A 16,135-nucleotide genomic window follows, 5' to 3' on the forward strand; every position below is an offset into this window, starting at 1 on the left:
CGCGCCGGGATCGACAGGAAGGCCCGGGTGTCGTCGTTGAAACCGACGGTGTTGTAGAAGCCGGCGGTCTCGGTGACCTGCTCGCGGTAGCGCCGCATGCCCTCCGGGCTGTCGTGGAACCACCACGCCGGCCCGAGCTTCAGCGCCGGATAGTGCCCGGCGAGCGGGGCGAGCTCGCGCGAATAGACCGTCTCGTCCAACGTGAACAGGATGATGGTCAGATCGGGCCGGTTGCCGAAACGGGCGAGCAGGGGCTTCAGGTCTTCGACATAGTCGGTCGGACCGGGAATGTCGCAGCCCTTGTCCTTGCCGAATGTCGCGAAGATCTCGGGGTTGTGGTCGCGGCGCGAGCCGGGATGGATCTGCATCACGAGCCCGTCGACGACCGACATCGCCGCCATCTCGGTCAGCATCTGAGCGCGGAACAGCTCGGCCTCGGCCGGCGTCGCCGCGCCGCTGCGGACCCGCGCATAGAGCGCCGCGGCGTCTTCCGCGGACAGGTCGGCGGTCTTGGCGGTGGGATGGCCGTGGTCGGTCGAGGTGCAACCGCCGACCTCGACGAAGTATTTGCGCCGCTTGACCAAGGCCGACAGATAGCCGGCGTAGGAGCCGGTGTCCTCGCCGGTGATCCGGCCGAGCGTGTCGAGATTGGCGGTAAAGCCGGGGAAGGCCGGATCGACGACCGGATCGGGCCGGAAGGCGGTGACGACGCGGCCGGACCAGTCGGAGGCGCGGATCGCCGCATGGTGGCGGAGGTCGTCGAGCGGGCTCTCGGTGGTCGAGATSACTTCGATGTTGAAGCGTTCGAACAGGGCGCGCGGGCGGAACTCGGGGCGCTCGAGGGCGGCGGCGATCTTGTCGTAGATCCGGTCGGCGCTGTCGGCGGAGAGGCGTTCGTCGATGCCGAACACCGTCTGGAAGGCGTGGTTGAGCCAGATCCACGACGGCGTGCCGCGATAGAGGTGGAAGTTCTCGGCCAAGATGCGCCAGATCTTGCGCTTGTCGGTCTCGACCGGGCCGCCGTCGAGGCGGGGCACGCCGACCCGCTCCGGCCGGATGCCCTGGGAGTAGAGCATGCGGTGGACGTAGTGGTCGGGGATCACGAACAGGCTGGCGGGGTCCGGGAAGGCGGCGTTCTCGGCGTACCAGGCGGGATCGGTGTGGCCGTGCGGGCTGACGATCGGCAGACCGGCGACCGAGGCATAGAGCTCGCGGGCGATGGCGCGGGTGCCCGGATCGGCGGGCAGCAGACGGTCGGGGTGCAGGGCGTAGGGCTCGGCCATGGAACGCGTCACCTCCCTCGAGGGCCGGATCGGTGGATCCGATCTCGGAAGCGATCACGCCGGACCGTGACGGCGGCGCCGTCGGTCCCGGTGGCTGGCGGCGTCCGCCGACGAGTCTGCCGGCGTCGGCATCGCCGATGCGCGTCGCAATTCCGCAGACTAGTATGGTGGTTTCGCCTTCGCAACAGAAAATTCGTATGGTAGTCTTACCGCCATGAGCCCCTTCGTCGTCTCCGACCTCGCCACGTCTTCCGAACCGATTGCGCGCCGTCTGGTCGAACTCCTGCGTCACGCCGTCGTGACCATGCAGATCCGGCCGGGCGAACGCCTGTCGGAACAGGACATCGCGCGGCGGTTCGGGGTGTCGCGCCAACCGGTTCGCGAGGCCTTCATCAAGCTCGCCGAGAGCGGGCTGGTGCGCATTCTGCCGCAGCGCGGCACGCTGGTGGTCAAGATCTCGCGCACCGCCGTCGAGGACGCCCGCTTCATCCGCGAGGCGATCGAATGTGCGGTGGTCCGCGAAGCGGCGATCCGCCGCGGCGGCGACCTGCTGCCCTCGCTCCACCTCTGCCTCGACGACATGGAACGCGCCTTCGAGCGCGGCGACGGCGCCCGCTTCTTCGCCCTCGACGACGACTTCCACGCCGGCCTCGCCGCCGCCGCCGGCCGACCCGCCGCTTGGCGCATCGTCGTCGACCTGAAGAGCCAGATGGACCGCGTCCGCTATCTCGACGTCGGCGAGGCGGTGCCGATGCACACCGTGCTCGCCCAGCACCGCGACATCCTCACCGCGGTCGAAGCCGGCGATCCGGTCGCCGCCGAACACGCCGTGCACGAGCACCTGATCGTCATCTTGACCAAGCTGCCGATGCTCGAGGCGCGCTGGCCCGACCTGTTCGAGACCGAGGACGAGGCCGAACCCCCGGCGCGGGCCGCCGTCGGCGGCTGATCGACGCGCCCCCCCTGAGAGACCACCGAAGCGGACGTCAGATCCGCGGACGACCGAAGACAGCGACTGGGAGGAAGACATGAAGATCACGTCGGCGCGGGTCATCGTGACCTGTCCGGGACGCAATTTCGTCACCCTGAAGATCGAGACCGACGAAGGCCTGACCGGGGTCGGCGACGCCACCTTGAACGGCCGCGAACTGGCGGTCGCTTCCTATCTGACCGACCACGTGATTCCCTGCCTGATCGGCCGCGATCCCCACCGCATCGAAGACACCTGGCAGTATCTCTATCGCGGCGCCTATTGGCGGCGCGGTCCGGTGACCATGTCGGCGATCGCCGCGGTCGACACCGCGCTGTGGGACATCAAGGCCAAGGCCGCCGGCCTGCCGCTCTATCAGATGCTCGGCGGGCGCTCGCGCGACGGCGCCCTGGTCTATCCGCACGCCAACGGCGCCGACATCGAGGAGACCGTCGACCGGGTCGGCGACTTCCTCGCCAAGGGGTTCAAGGCGGTGCGGGCCCAGTGCGGCATCCCCGGCATCGCCACCACCTACGGCGTCGCCCACGGCTCGAAGTTCTACGAGCCGGCGACCAAGGGCCTGCCCGAAGAGCAGATCTGGTCGACCGAACGCTATCTCGACTTCGTGCCCAAGCTGTTCGCGCGGCTGCGCGAGGTCTACGGCTTCGGCCCGCATTTCCTCCACGACGTCCACCACCGCCTGACCCCGATCGAGGCGGCGCGGCTCGGCAAGTCGCTCGAGCCCTATCGCCTGTTCTGGATGGAGGACCCGTCGCCGGCCGAAAATCAGGAGGCCTTCCGCCTGATCCGCCAGCACACGGTGACGCCGATCGCCGTCGGCGAGGTGTTCAATTCGATCCACGACTGCCGCGAGCTGATCCAGAACCAGTTGATCGACTACATCCGCACCACCGTGGTCCACGCCGGCGGCATCACCCACCTGCGCCGCATCGCCGATCTCGCGTCGCTCTATCAGGTCCGCACCGGCTCCCACGGCGCCACCGACCTGTCGCCGATCTGCATGGGCGCCGCCCTGCACTTCGACGTCTGGGTGCCCAATTTCGGCATCCAGGAATACATGATCCACGCGCCCGTCACCGACGAGGTCTTCCCCCACGCCTACACCTTCCAGGACGGCTACATGTTCCCCGGCGAGGTGCCCGGCCACGGCGTCGACATCGACGAGCGGCTCGCCGCCGAATACCCCTATGATCCCGCCTACCTGCCGGTCTGCCGGCTGGAGGACGGCACCTTGTGGAACTGGTGAGGCCGATGGCGCAGGGCACGGGAACCGAGACCGCGGCCGATCCGCTCGACGCGGAGATGGCGGCGGTGGTCGCGGCGCTGGCGGCCGCCCCGGCGCCCGATCCGGATGCCCCGCTCGCGGTGCGCCGCCGGGCGGTCGACGACGCGGCCCGCGACTGGGTCGGCGCGGACACCGTCGCCTGCCCGACCCGCGATCTCACCGTGCCCGGCGGGGACGGCGAGCCCTGTCGCGCGCGGCTCCACGGCACGCTCGACGACGACGGGCCGGTGATCCTCCACCTCCACGGCGGCGGCTGGACCTTCGGCTCGATCGACAGCCACGACGACCTGACCCGACGGCTCGCCGTGGCGAGCGGCCGGCCGGTGCTGTCGCTCGACTATCGGCTCGCCCCCGAACATCCCTTTCCGGCGCCCCTCGACGACGCGCTGGCGGCGTTGGATTTCCTCGAGCGCGGTGGCCTCGGCCGGCCGATCGCCGCGCGCCGGCTGGTGGTCGCCGGTGATTCCGCCGGCGCCCACTTGGCGCTGGCCGCGCTCCTCGCCCGTCGCGACGCCGGGCGACCCGCGCTCGCCGCCGGGCTCCTGTTCTACGGCTGCCTCGCCCCCGACTTCGAGACGGCGAGCCAACGCGCCTTCGGCGCCGACGAGACCTTTCTGCTTTCGACCGAACGCATGCGCTGGTACTGGGCCAATCTGCTCGGCGCCATCCCGGCCGAAACCACCGGCCTCGCCGCGCCGCTGCGCGCCGACCTCGCCGGTCTGCCGCCCTTGTTCCTCGATGCCGCGAGCCACGATCCGCTGCGCGACGACACGCTGCGGCTCGCCGCCCGGCTCGCCGCCATCGGTGCGCCGCACCGGCTGCAGATCACCGGCGGGGTGGTCCACGGTTACCTGCGCTTCGCCCGCGCCTTGGCGCCGGCCCGCGCCACCATCGAAGCCGCGGCCGCCTTCGCCGCCACGACCGCCTGAGGCGCAGCGAGCCGCGTCGCCCTACGGGTGAGATGCCGCGGCGCCGATCAGGCGCCCGAGGAGACGGTCGCCAGATTTGGGGCTTCGGACGCGCTCGCCGCCGTAGGCGTCGCCCGCACGGCCGGTCGCGACAGCGCCGCTCCGAGTCCGATGAGCGCGGCGATCCCCACGGCGCAGGTGGCGAGCTGGACGCCGGGATCGAATGCCGTCTCGATCATCACGATCTGGCCGGCGACCGCCAGGATCGTGCCGACCGCGAAGACCTCGAGCGAATGGCGCCCCGCCGCGGCCAGCCGGCGCGCCACCGGCCCGTCGAGCCGGCGGGCGGTCGGCGGCACGGCGCGCAGAAACAGCCAGGCGAGCGCCGCGAAATGGACGAGACGCGCCGGATCGAGGTTGGTCTTGTCGGCCCCGAATTCCATCGCCACCAGGGGCGCGAGCGCCGGCAGCGTCAGGACGCCCGCCTCGGCGAGCTTGACCGCGGCGGCGAACACCACCACGGCAATCGCGAGCGCGTCGACCGCTCTCGCCGCCCGGCCGTGCGGCAAGGCCAGCCCGGCGCTCGCGGCGCGGCCGGCAACCACGCCGAAGGTGAAGATCATCTGCCAGGCGAGCGGGTTGAAGAACCACTCTTCGTCACCGGCGGGCAGATCGATCTGGAAATGCGCCGCCGCCCGCCACAGCGCCGCCGACAGGACGAGCGCCAGCAGCGGCGACCGGCAGACCAGGACGTGGATCAGCGGATAGGCGGCGAGCAGCACCAGATAGAGCGGCAGGATGTTGAGGTAGTTGGGCTGATAGGTCAGCGTCAGCATCGCCACCGCCGCCCCGATCGTGTCGTCGAGCAGGGGATCGACGTCGATCGCATCGGAGTGCGCGGGATCGCCGGTCAGAGCCATCGCTCCGGCGACCAGACACACCACCGCCAGGAACACGATCAGGTGCCAGACGTAGATCGTTCCGAGCCGCGCCAGGATCTTGCGGCCGCCGGCCCCCGGCCCGAGCCGATCGATGGTCCGCCCGAAGCCCCAGGCCGCCGACATCCCCGACAGGAACACGAACAGCTCCGCCGCGTCGCAGAAGCCCCAGGCGTGCGGCATCACCGCGGCGACGAGATTGCCGGGCATGTGGTCGATGAAGATCACGATCAGCGCCAGACCGCGCATCACGTCGAGGCGTCGATCGCGGGGGATCGATGCGGCGGGCTCTCGCCCGATCGCCGCGCCGCCCGCCAGAAATCGCGCCCACGCCATCGTTCCGTTCCGCCGCCGACCGCCGTCCCCGGAGGGGCCCGGCGTCGGTCGTCGTCGAACGGGCCCCGGAAGAGACCGCGCGACGGGGCGAAAGGTTCGATCACGAGGTCGTGTGTCGGCGCTTCGGCGCGCCGGGCGGCGCGCCGACCGAGGCCCCGCGGGGCGGCGGGGCCTCCTCGCGCCGCGGCGCGGACCCGGGGGAACGGTGCGGATGCGCCCCCGGGTGGCCGTTCGATCAGGCCGGAACCAGCGCGAACCGCCGGCCATAGGCATCGGCAGCCTTGAGCGCCGCGAAGACCTGGGCCGGCGTGGTGTCCGACGGCACGTTGTGGATCGTCTCGCCGGCCGCGCAGGCGAGCTCGGCGACCTTCATCAGATCGGCGTCCGACGGCGAGTCGAGGCCGATGTCGGCGAGGGTGATCGGCAGCCCGACCGCGACGCAGAAGCGATAGACCTCGGTGATCACGGCGTTCGGCCGTCCGGTCAGGAACATCAGCGCCTGGGTCCCGATCGCCACCTTCTCGCCGTGCCAATAGTGATGGGTCGGCGCCAGCACGGTCAGACCGTTGTGAATGGCGTGTGCGCCCGACAACCCGCCGCTCTCGAAGCCGATGCCCGACAGGAGCGTGTTGGCCTCGATGATCCGTTCGACAGCCGCGTCGACCAGCCCCTCGGCCGCCTTGGCCTTGGCGGCGACGCCGTCGGCGCGCAGCGTGTCCCAGCACAGCCGGGCGAGCGCATGGACGGTCATCGATCCGACCCGTCCGGTCATGTTGGTGGCGCCCGACTTGAAGCAGTCCTCGGCCTCGAACCAGGTGGCGAGCGCGTCGCCCATGCCCGACACCAGGAAGCGCACCGGCGCCTGGGCGATCACCGCCGAATCGACCAACACCACGTCGGGATTGCGCGGCAGCACCAGATAGCTCTCGAAGGCGCCGTCGGGCGTGTAGATCACCGACAGGGCCGAGCACGGCGCGTCGGTGGAGGCCAGCGTCGGCGCGATCACCACCGGCAGGCCGCGGTCGTGGGCGACCGCCTTGGCGGTGTCGAGGGCCTTGCCGCCGCCGATCCCGACGATCACCTGCGCGCCGGTGCGTTTCGCCACCGCCGACAGGCGATCGATCTCGAGACGGCAGCATTCGCGGCCGAAGATCTCCACGTCGAAGGCGACCTCGGCATTGGCGGCCAGCGCCGCGGCGACGGCGGCATTGGTGTGTGCGGTCGGACTGACGATCGCCAGGGCCCGTGACCCCAGGCGCGCGGTCTCCGACGCCAGCGTCGCGAAGGCGTCGGCGCCCTGCACGTAGCGGCTCGGAAAGATGGAGGTGCTGATCATGACGCCCTTCCCCGTTGACGCCTGGCGTCGTCCGGCGACCACGCCGAACCCCGGCCGGGGCTCGCGTCGCTGCGCACCAGGCGCCGAACCCTAGGCGCCCTCCCGCCGGCCCGCCAATGCGCTAAGCGGGCGTAGTTGTTGTACGAACAGGTGGTTCTCGGGGCGGGGTGCCGCGCGGAAAGCCGAATAGTGTAAATCTTCGCGGGTTTTGAAAATGGCGCGGCCGGGGTCGGTGGACTTATGACTCCAGCGGACGGACGAGCCGCTGCGGAAGGTGCCGCATCCAGCCTCCGCAGATCGCTCCGACGTCGCGGCAGATCCGCGAATCCGGTCGGCATCGGCGGGCGGACGTCGACCAACGAGCGAGGGAGCCATGGACAGGACGGCGTTTCTGGCGGCGGTCGAAGCGGCCGGCATCGTGGGCGAAGGGGGCGCCGGCTTTCCCTCGCACGTCAAATACGCCGCCACGGCGGACACGGTGATCGCCAACGGCTGCGAATGCGAGCCGCTGCTGCACACCGACCAGCACCTGTTGCTGCACCACGCCGACGAGATCGTGCGCGGGCTGAGCCTCGTCCAGGCGGCGACCGGCGCGGCGCGCGGCGTCGTCGCCCTGAAGCGCAAATACACGGAAGCCACCGACATCCTGCGGCGGGCGATCGGCGCGCGGCCGCTGGAGATCGCTCTGCTCGACAACTTCTATCCGGCCGGCGACGAGCAGATCCTGACCCGCGAAGTGACCGGCCGCTCGGTGCCGCCGCTCGGCCTGCCGCTGCACGTCGGTGTCGTGGTCGCCAACGTCGGCACCCTGGTCTCGGCGGCGGCCGCCGCCGACGGCGTGCCGCTCACCCACAAGTACCTGACGATCACCGGCGACGTCGCCCGGCCCGGCATCCTGCGGGTTCCGACCGGTACGCCCCTCTCCGCCTGCCTCGCCGCGGCCGGCGGTGCGACCATCGCCGATCCGGTCTTTGTGCTCGGCGGACCGATGATGGGCCGGGTGGTCGACGAGGCCGCGGCCTTCGCCCGCGAGGTCGTCACCAAGACCTCGGGCGGCCTGATCGTGATCCCGCGCGGCCACCACCTCCACGTCAACGCCACCACGCCGGCCTCGCACACCCGCGCCCGCGCCGCCGCCGCCTGCATCCAGTGCCGGATGTGCTCCGACCTCTGCCCTCGCCAACTGGTCGGCCAACCCTTCGAGACCCACCGGGTGATGCGCGCCTTCGCCCACCACCGCGAGACCGAGGGCGCCGACGGCAAGCTGGCGCTGCTGTGCTGCGACTGCGGCGTCTGCGAGCATTTCGCCTGTCCCATGGGGCTGTTGCCGCGGCGGATCAATCAGTCGATCAAGACCCGCTTCCGCGCCGAGAAGATCGCCTACGACGGCCCGCGCACCATCGAGGAAAACCGCGTCCATTGGCGCGAGTTCCGCAAGGTGCCGGTGCCGCGGCTGGCCTCGAAGATCGGCATCTCCCGCTACCTGGACCTGCCCTGCGACGATCTCGGCGAGTTGCAGCCGGAGCGGGTGGTGATTCCGCTCGCCCAGCACATCGGCGCGCCGGCTCGCGCCGTGGTCCGCCCCGGCGACGTGGTGCGCCGCGGCGATCTGGTCGGGACGATTCCCGACGGGGCCCTCGGGGCGCGGATCCATACGGGCATCGACGGCACGGTCGAGAGCGTGGGTGCCACCGTGGTGGTCGCCCGCTGAACGTCACGTCGGAGTGGGGTCGGCCGACGCCGCCCCGACAGGAAGGAGAGACGCCGTGTCAGAGCTCTACGCCGCCGTCGGAATGGTGGAATTCACCAGCATCGCCGCGGGAATCGACGGCGCCGATCGGATGATCAAGTCGGCGCGTGTGCAGCCGATCTTCTTCAAGACGATCTGCCCCGGCAAGTTCGTCGCCGCCGTCACCGGCGACGTCGCCTCGGTGACCTCGGCGGTCGCGGCGGCGCGCGAGCGGCACCCCGACACGGTGGTCGACTGGTTCGTCATCGCCAACATCCACCCGGAAGTGGTGCAGGGCCTCGCCGGCGTCTGCCCCGCCACCGATCGCAAGGCGCTGGGCATCATCGAGACCTTCTCGGCGATCTCGGTGGTGATGGCCGCCGATGCGGCGGTCAAGGCGGCCAACGTCCATCTCGTCGACGTGCGCATCGCCCTGGCGCTCGGCGGCAAGGGCTACATCCTGTTGACCGGCGACGTCACCGCCTGCGAGGCGGCGGTCGAGGCCGGCGGCGCGGCGGTCGCCCGGCTCGGCCTGCTGGTCGGCAAGATCGTCATCGCCAATCCGTCCGAGGAGATCTTCGCCCAGCTCGGATGATCCGCCCGGCCCGCGGCCTACCGTCGCGCGTCGGACTTCTCGCCACCGTTTCGCCCATTCGGGCGTGCCGGAATCGACCGCAAGAGACGAGGTGACCCGAAATGCCGGCCCTTCTCGTGGTGGACGACACGCCGATCATCCGCTCGACGATCATCAACGTGGTCGAGAGCAGTGCCCTGGGGTTCTCCTCGGTCACCGAAGCCCGCAACGGCGCCGAGGCGATCGACTGCGCCCGGCGGTTGCCGCCCGACGTGGTGCTGATGGACATCCGCATGCCCGGCGTCGACGGCCTGGAGGCGGCGACGGTGATCTGCGGCGAATGCCCCGACGTCCGCATGGTGTTCCTCACCGCCTATGACGAATTCGCCTATGTCCAGCGGGCGTTGAAGCTCGGCGCGGTCGATTATCTGTTGAAGCCGATCCGCCCGGCGATCCTCCACGACGTGCTCGCCCGTCTGGCCCGCGACGTCGCGCCCAAGCCCGCCGCGGCCGCGCCGCCGCCGATCCGCATCGCCGCCCGCACCCACGCCCGCGCCGATCCGATCGAGCGCGCCCAAGCCTACATCCGCCAGAACTTCCGCTCGCCGTCGATCTCGCTCGCCGAGGTCGCCGAGGCCGCCCATCTCAGCCCGTCCCATCTCGCCCACCGCTTCCGCAAGCAGGTCGGGGTCGGCTACCAGCAATATGTCACCGGGTTGCGCATCGAAGCCGCCAAGACCCTGCTCGACACCAGCGATCTGCCGATCTCGACCATCGCCGAGGAGGTCGGCTATCCGAATCTGACCAATTTCTACCGGCTGTTCCAGCGCGAGGTCGGCCAGACCCCGGCCGCCTGCCGCCGGGCCCTGCACGCCGACCGCAAGACGGTCTGACCGAGGTCCTGCTCCGGCGTGATTGCCGACCCGAGTCCCTCGGATCGGCAATCACGCCGGATTTTTTTCGGGCGGCGTCCGTCGATCGGGCGGGTTGGGCGGATCGGGCGAGGGTCACAGTCCGAGCGCGTAGGCGCCGGCGACCAGCAGCGACGAACAGACGAGCAGGAGCAGCGCGAAGCGCGCGTTCCACGACAACCCGACGACGTGCGACGACACGCCCGTGAGCGACCCGGTGATCAGCGACATGGCGCTGATCGGCGACACCGCAATCGCCATCGCCCAACCGAGCGTCAGGGCCAGCGCCAGGGTCATCGGGTGGCCGGCGCCGGTGGTGCCGTGGCCGAACAACTGCACCAGCAGCACCACGAAGATCGAATGGGGGATCATCAGCGCCCCGGCCAGCGGCACGATCAGCAGGCACAGGCCGATGATCGCCAGATCCGGATAGGTGCCGTTCTGGACCGCGCCCCAGAACGCCTGTTCGCGCACGCAGATCGAGATCGCCGCGCCGATCACGTTGGCCGAGAGGAAGATCGCGCTCTCGCCGCGCATGTCGGTGAGCCCACGGAACATGCCGGCGAGATGGACGACGAGGGGCTTGGGCTCGGTCGCCGGTTCGAACATCACCCACACGATCGAGAACAGCGGGATCACCGCCGCCGTGGCGAGAATGAAGCTCATGCCCTGGAACTCGTGCAGCAGGATCGTCGCCGCCAGCAGCGCCGCGCTCACCGCCAGGATCGCCCATACCGGCTTCGAGGACTGGGGTGCGCCGTCGGCGCTCCGATCCTCCGATCCGTCGTCGGAGCGGCCGAACACGAAGCAGGTCAGCGCCAGGAGCAGGATCGCCGACAGGAACGACAGCACCAGGAAGCGCACCGGATCGAGCCGATCGATCCCGGTGGTGACGATCGCAAAGCCCAGTCCCATCGGCGACCAGATGGTCATCAGCACCGTGCCGCGCATGCCGGCGAGCAGCAACTCCTGGCGCTGGCGCTTCGGCATCCGCGCCTTGTCGCCCGAGCCGAGCAATTCGCCGATCAGGGCGATGATGCCGACGTTGAACAACAGGCTGAGGAAATGGCTGCCGACGTTGACCGCCGCATAACGGCCGCGCCGCGGCACCGAGACCAGGAAGCGCGCCGCTCTCTGCGCGATCGCCGAATGGCGCACCGCGTGGCGCAGCACGCCGATGGTCGAGAGCAGCACCGCGAAGGCGACGCCCTGGATCAGCGCCGCATGGAGTTCGCCGATCCGCCGCGGAAACCACAGCGCCACCGCCGGCCCGAGGACCAGCGCCGCGACCACGAAGATCCGCGCCATCACCGGCACCGTGCGCCACTGCGCCAGGGTGGCGAGGATCGCCGCGCCGATCGCCACTTGCGTCGCCGCCGGGACATGGGCGGTCTGGCCGAAGATCAGCAGCAGGCCGGTCGCGAGCACGAGAAGGTTGGTCGATCTTGCCATGATACCGGATGTGCGAGGAGACGTGCCGCTGCGCTCGGGCCGCGCCGCCGTCGCGGACGGACCCGCGACGGGAGGATTGCGGCGGGGCCTTCGCCGCCCCCGGCCGAGTCCGGCCGGGCCGGGCTCACAATCTGGCATCGATCGTGTGCACGAGCTGCGCGCCCAGCTCATAGGCGAGCTCCATGGGTCGTCCAAAAGTGGGGGTCTCGGTGGCGGTGATCGGCAGCGGCATCTCGTAGGCGCCGATCTGTCCGGTGAGGTGGCGGGCGATGGTGCGGCCGAACACCGTGCCCGGCGCGATGCCGCGGCCGTTGTAGCCGGAGAAGCAGATCACATCGTCGGCGGGCCGATGCAGCCGCGGCAGATTGTCCTTGGTCATGCCGATCAGCCCGTACCAGGCCGATTCGAAGGCAACCCGCCCGAGCTGCGGGAACACCTTGCGCGCCGCCCGCTCGGCCCAGGCGCGATGCACCGCCATACCGGTGAGCCGCAGCGCCCCGACGCTGCCGAACACCAGCCGGCCGGCGCGGTCGAGGCGGAACGAGCTCAGCACCTGCTTGGTGTCCCAGCAGCCCTGATGCTCCGGCAGGATGGTGCGCAGCACCTCCGGCGCCAGCGGCGGCGTGGCGAAGTTGAAATAGGGCAGGTGCACCTGCTCGTCGCGCACCGCCGCCCAAGGTCCCTGGGAATAGGCGTCGGTCGCCACCACGATGCGATCGGCGGTGACCCGCCCACGTTCGGTGCGCACTTCCCACTGGGTGCGGCGCCGGTCGGCGGCGATCACCGGCGAACCGGTATGAATTCGCGCCCCGGCGGTGATCGCCGCGTGGGCCAGCCCGCGAGCATAGGCGAGCGGCTGGATGGTGCCGGCGCGGCGGTCGAGCAGCGCCCCGGCATAGGCGGTGGAGCCGACCTTGGCCTCGGCCTCGCGGGCGTCGAGCAGTTCGACCGGCGCCCCGCGCCGCCGCCACTGCCGCTCGCGCTCGGTGATTTCGACGAGCCCGGCCCGCCCGACCGCGCAGTGCAGCGTCCCGGCGTGCGACGCCTCGCAGTCGATGCCCAGCCGCGCCACCAGATCGAAGACGTATTGCGGTGCATTGCCGAGGAGGTCGAGCAGGCGCTCGCCGTAGATCGGACCGAGCGTCGCCAGGAGGTCTTCCGGCTGCACCCACATCCCGGCGTTGACCAGACCGACGTTGCGGCCCGAGCCGCCGAAGCCGATCTCGACCGCCTCGAGCAGGACCACGTCGACCCCCGCCTCGGCGAGATGCAGCGCCGTCGACAGGCCGGTGTAGCCGCCGCCGACCACCACCACGTCCGCCGAGACGTCGCCGATCAGCGCCGGCGTCACTGGTGCGGGCGGCGCGCTCTGTTCCCAGAGGCCATGGGTTCGAGTGTCGTTCTGCATCGCGCGGGGATCCTTTTCATTCCGACCGAGACGCCGTATGGCTCGTAACCTGCCGAGGGTCATTCCGCCGGGCCGGGGATCGGCCGCGGAACGGATCCCCCGCAGACACGAAGACGGCGCGGAAATCCTCGGCAATCTAGTCAGGGACCCGCGAATCGGCCATCGACGTTTGGTCAAGAGTTCATTCTGTCGGAGCATGACATGCAGAGCCCGCGCCGCTTTTTGCCTTCGCTGTCGCTGTTGTCGGCCTTCGAGGCGGCGGCGCGCACCGGCAGCATCACCGCGGCGGCCAAGGAACTGTCGCTGACCCAGAGCGCGGTCAGTCGTCAGATCAAGGCGCTGGAGGAGCAGCTCGAGGTCGAGCTGTTCCACCGCGAGCGCCAATCGATCCGCCTGACCGTCGGCGGCGATGCCTATGCCCGCGAGATCCGCGACGCGCTGCGCAAGATCGGCGCCGCCTCGCTCAACCTGCGCGCCAACCCCTTCGGTGGCACGCTGACCTTGGCGATCCTGCCGACCTTCGGCACCCGCTGGCTGGCGCCGCGGCTGCCGAAGTTCCTGTCGCTGCATCCGGGAATCACCATCAACCTGCTGACGCGGCTGTCGCGTTTCGACTTCGGCCTGGAGCCGATCGATGCGGCGATCCATTTCGGCGCGCCGGAATGGTCGGGGGCCGAGACGGCGCTGTTGCGTTTCGAGACGGTGGTGCCGACCTGCAGCCCGGATCTCAAGAGCCACTACGAGTTCGTCAAGCCGGGCGACATCCGCAAGGCGCCGCTGCTGCACCTCACCACCCGGCCCGACGCCTGGGAACAATGGATGACCCGCCACGCGGTGCCGGCCCAGGCCGTGCACGGCATGCTGTTCGACCAGTTCGCCACCGCCGCCCAGGCCGCGATCTCCGGGCTCGGGGTGGCGCTGCTGCCGGATTTCCTGATCGAGGACGAATTGCGTTCGGGCAAGCTGGTGCTGGCGCTGGACCTGCCGATGCGCAGCCCCGAGGCCTATCATCTGGTGTGGCCGCACGAGCGCGCGGCGCACCCCCCGTTGGTCGCCTTCCGCGACTGGCTCCTGGCCGAGACCGCGCCCGACCGTTGAAGCGCCTCACTCGACCTCGAACACCACCCCCTGGGCGAGCGGCAGGCTGCGCCCGTAGTTGATCGTGTTGGTCGCCCGCCGCATGTAGGCCTTCCAGGCGTCGGAGCCGGATTCGCGGCCGCCGCCGGTCTCCTTCTCGCCGCCGAAGGCCCCGCCGATCTCGGCGCCCGACGGGCCGATGTTGACGTTGGCGATGCCGCAGTCGGAGCCGCGCACCGACAGGAAGGTTTCCATCTCGCGCAGGTCGTTGGTGAAGATCGACGACGACAGGCCCTGCGGCACGGCGTTGTGCAGCTCCAGCACGGCATCGAAATCGTCGTATTTGATCACCCATAGGATCGGCGCGAAGGTCTCGCGCTCGACCGTCGCGGTCTGCGCCGGCATTTCGACCAGCGCCGGGCGGACGTAGAAGGCCTCCGCCGCACCGTCGATCGCGACCCGCTCTCCGCCGGTCACCGTGCCGCCGGCGGCGCGGGCCTCGTCGAGCGCCTTCTGCATCGCCGCATGGGCGCCGCCGTCGATCAGCGGCCCGACCAGCGTGCCGGTCTCCAGCGGATTGCCGACCCGGACCGAGCCATAGGCCTTCTTCAGCCGCGGCACCAAGGCGTCGTAGACGCTCGCATGGACGAACAGCCGGCGCAGCGTGGTGCAGCGTTGGCCCGCGGTGCCCATCGCCGCGAAGGCGACGCCGCGCAGGGTCAGGTCGAGATCGGCCGAGGGGGTGACGATCGCCGCGTTGTTGCCGCCGAGTTCGAGAATCGCCCGGGCGAAACGGCCGGCGAGCTTCGGCCCGACCTTGCGGCCCATGGCGGTCGAGCCGGTCGCCGAGACCAGCGGCACCTTCGGGTGGTCGACCAGCACCTCGCCGAGTTCGCGCCCGCCGATCAGCAGGGGCGCGAGACCGGCCGGCGCGGTGCCGCCGTCGGCGACGTAGCGGGCGACCGCCTTGTCGAAGATCGCCCGGGTGGCGAGCGCCGTCAGCGGCGTCTTCTCCGACGGCTTCCACACCGTGGCATTGCCGCAGACCAGTGCCAGCGCGGAGTTCCACGCCCACACCGCGACGGGAAAGTTGAAGGCCGAGATGATGCCGACGACGCCGAGCGGATGCCAGGTCTCCATCATCCGATGGTCCGGGCGCTCGGTGGCGATGGTCAGGCCGTAGAGCTGGCGCGACAGACCGACCGCGAAATCGCAGACGTCGATCATTTCCTGGACCTCGCCGAGGCCTTCCGAGACGATCTTGCCGACCTCGATCGACACCAGCCGGCCGAGCATCGGCTTGGCCGCCCGCAGTTCCTCGCCGAACAGCCGGACCAGTTCGCCGCGCTTCGGCGCCGGCACCGAGCGCCAGACGAGGAACGCCGCCTGGGCCCGGGCGATCGCCGCCTTCGCCGCGTCGACGTCGTCCTCGGGCAGACGGCCGATCTCGCGGCCGTCGATCGGCGAGCGCACCACCAGGGTGCCGCCGGTGAAGCGGTCTTCGGCGACGCCGAGCGCCGTGAGGAGCGAGTGGACTTCGTGGGGGAGATCGAGGGCAGCGAGGGTCATGGCGGACTTTCCGGGACGGAGCGTTGCGGGGGCGTCCGGGCGAGGGCTGCGCGGGCGCCGGACGCGCGTCGCCGCGGCCTCGCCGGCCGGCTGTGGCGTCGGTTCTAGGGATCGAGCCCCCCCGCCGTAAAGTGACGATCGTGCAAAAGGTCATGCGGGGCCGGAATGCGCCGAGCGAAGGCCGCACGCGCCGGCGCTGCGCGCCGGGCCTCGGCCGGGGCGATCGAAGCGGCGACGCCGTCGCGCCGATTGCCGGATCGGCGCCGGGACCCTGTGCGACGTCCGGCAGTCGGGACCGTCGAGAATGACGAGTTCCATGGCCGTGATCTCGCCGGCGA

Annotated in this window: 13 protein-coding genes; 7 read left to right on the forward strand and 6 right to left on the reverse strand. The window is 70.6% G+C overall.

The features are described 5' to 3' along the window. Positions 1-1,283: glucuronate isomerase (gene uxaC / locus EYW49_RS16075; protein ID WP_131310646.1), on the reverse strand; the 1,283-nt coding region annotated here is incomplete at its 3' end. Positions 1,284-1,497: 214 nt separating this feature from the next. Between uxaC and EYW49_RS16080 the strand changes: the two genes are divergently transcribed. The 3 genes from EYW49_RS16080 (at position 1,498) to EYW49_RS16090 (ending at position 4,488) form a co-directional block, all read left to right on the forward strand. Then, positions 1,498-2,232 carry a GntR family transcriptional regulator gene (locus EYW49_RS16080; RefSeq protein ID WP_131310647.1) on the forward strand — a complete coding sequence of 245 codons (735 nt, stop codon included), beginning with the start codon at positions 1,498-1,500 and terminating at the stop codon, positions 2,230-2,232. Between the two features lie 79 nt (positions 2,233-2,311). Beyond that, positions 2,312-3,520, forward strand: coding sequence for a D-mannonate dehydratase ManD (manD, locus tag EYW49_RS16085; protein ID WP_131310648.1), 1,209 nt, complete (start codon positions 2,312-2,314; stop codon positions 3,518-3,520). A 5-nt stretch (positions 3,521-3,525) separates the two neighbouring features. Then, positions 3,526-4,488 carry an alpha/beta hydrolase gene (locus tag EYW49_RS16090; RefSeq protein WP_131310649.1) on the forward strand — a complete coding sequence of 321 codons (963 nt, stop codon included), beginning with the start codon at positions 3,526-3,528 and terminating at the stop codon, positions 4,486-4,488. A 47-nt stretch (positions 4,489-4,535) separates the two neighbouring features. On the opposite strand, the gene EYW49_RS16095 is transcribed toward EYW49_RS16090, so the two are convergent. Both EYW49_RS16095 and EYW49_RS16100 read right to left on the reverse strand, forming a co-directional pair. Continuing rightward, positions 4,536-5,741, reverse strand: a complete 1,206-nt coding sequence (locus tag EYW49_RS16095; RefSeq protein WP_165498291.1) for an OpgC family protein — start codon at positions 5,739-5,741, stop codon at positions 4,536-4,538. A 235-nt stretch (positions 5,742-5,976) separates the two neighbouring features. Then, complete coding sequence (locus tag EYW49_RS16100; protein ID WP_131310651.1) at positions 5,977-7,077, reverse strand: glycerol dehydrogenase; 1,101 nt, start codon at positions 7,075-7,077, stop codon at positions 5,977-5,979. A 373-nt stretch (positions 7,078-7,450) separates the two neighbouring features. Here EYW49_RS16100 and EYW49_RS16105 point away from each other — a divergent pair, with 373 nt between their 5' ends. The 3 genes from EYW49_RS16105 to EYW49_RS16115 all read left to right on the forward strand — a co-directional run bounded on the left by EYW49_RS16105 (position 7,451) and on the right by EYW49_RS16115 (position 10,273). Continuing rightward, positions 7,451-8,788, forward strand: coding sequence for a 4Fe-4S dicluster domain-containing protein (locus tag EYW49_RS16105; protein ID WP_131310652.1), 1,338 nt, complete (start codon positions 7,451-7,453; stop codon positions 8,786-8,788). Between the two features lie 55 nt (positions 8,789-8,843). Then, positions 8,844-9,401, forward strand: a complete 558-nt coding sequence (locus EYW49_RS16110) for a BMC domain-containing protein (RefSeq protein ID WP_131310653.1) — start codon at positions 8,844-8,846, stop codon at positions 9,399-9,401. Positions 9,402-9,502: 101 nt separating this feature from the next. Then, entirely contained in the window at positions 9,503-10,273 is a 771-nt protein-coding gene (locus EYW49_RS16115) for a response regulator (RefSeq protein ID WP_131310654.1), read from the forward strand. Between the two features lie 114 nt (positions 10,274-10,387). On the opposite strand, the gene EYW49_RS16120 is transcribed toward EYW49_RS16115, so the two are convergent. Further along, positions 10,388-11,743: a hypothetical protein gene (locus tag EYW49_RS16120; RefSeq protein ID WP_131310655.1), complete on the reverse strand. Its 1,356-nt coding sequence runs from the start codon at positions 11,741-11,743 to the stop codon at positions 10,388-10,390. Positions 11,744-11,867: 124 nt separating this feature from the next. Continuing rightward, positions 11,868-13,151: an NAD(P)/FAD-dependent oxidoreductase gene (locus EYW49_RS16125; protein WP_131310656.1), complete on the reverse strand. Its 1,284-nt coding sequence runs from the start codon at positions 13,149-13,151 to the stop codon at positions 11,868-11,870. A gap of 201 nt (positions 13,152-13,352) precedes the next feature. Here EYW49_RS16125 and EYW49_RS16130 point away from each other — a divergent pair, with 201 nt between their 5' ends. Further along, on the forward strand, positions 13,353-14,249 hold the full coding sequence (locus tag EYW49_RS16130; RefSeq protein ID WP_131310657.1) for a LysR family transcriptional regulator: 897 nt from the start codon (positions 13,353-13,355) through the stop codon (positions 14,247-14,249). 6 nt (positions 14,250-14,255) lie between these two features. On the opposite strand, the gene amaB is transcribed toward EYW49_RS16130, so the two are convergent. Then, positions 14,256-15,797, reverse strand: a complete 1,542-nt coding sequence (amaB, locus tag EYW49_RS16135) for an L-piperidine-6-carboxylate dehydrogenase (protein ID WP_131310658.1) — start codon at positions 15,795-15,797, stop codon at positions 14,256-14,258. Positions 15,798-16,135 lie beyond the last annotated feature (338 nt).

The sequence above is a fragment of the Siculibacillus lacustris genome (genome assembly GCF_004328075.1).
In the GTDB taxonomy this organism is placed as follows: Bacteria; Pseudomonadota; Alphaproteobacteria; order Rhizobiales; family Ancalomicrobiaceae; genus Siculibacillus; species Siculibacillus lacustris.

Coding starts and splice junctions, on each gene's coding strand:
- EYW49_RS16095 (WP_165498291.1), bottom strand. CDS start 5,741: ATGGCGTGGGCGCGATTTCTGGCGGGCGGCGCGGCGATCGGGCGAGAG.
- EYW49_RS16115 (WP_131310654.1), top strand. CDS start 9,503: ATGCCGGCCCTTCTCGTGGTGGACGACACGCCGATCATCCGCTCGACG.
- EYW49_RS16120 (WP_131310655.1), bottom strand. CDS start 11,743: ATGGCAAGATCGACCAACCTTCTCGTGCTCGCGACCGGCCTGCTGCTG.
- EYW49_RS16105 (WP_131310652.1), top strand. CDS start 7,451: ATGGACAGGACGGCGTTTCTGGCGGCGGTCGAAGCGGCCGGCATCGTG.
- manD (WP_131310648.1), top strand. CDS start 2,312: ATGAAGATCACGTCGGCGCGGGTCATCGTGACCTGTCCGGGACGCAAT.
- EYW49_RS16100 (WP_131310651.1), bottom strand. CDS start 7,077: ATGATCAGCACCTCCATCTTTCCGAGCCGCTACGTGCAGGGCGCCGAC.
- EYW49_RS16125 (WP_131310656.1), bottom strand. CDS start 13,151: ATGCAGAACGACACTCGAACCCATGGCCTCTGGGAACAGAGCGCGCCG.
- EYW49_RS16130 (WP_131310657.1), top strand. CDS start 13,353: ATGCAGAGCCCGCGCCGCTTTTTGCCTTCGCTGTCGCTGTTGTCGGCC.
- EYW49_RS16090 (WP_131310649.1), top strand. CDS start 3,526: ATGGCGCAGGGCACGGGAACCGAGACCGCGGCCGATCCGCTCGACGCG.
- amaB (WP_131310658.1), bottom strand. CDS start 15,797: ATGACCCTCGCTGCCCTCGATCTCCCCCACGAAGTCCACTCGCTCCTC.
- EYW49_RS16080 (WP_131310647.1), top strand. CDS start 1,498: ATGAGCCCCTTCGTCGTCTCCGACCTCGCCACGTCTTCCGAACCGATT.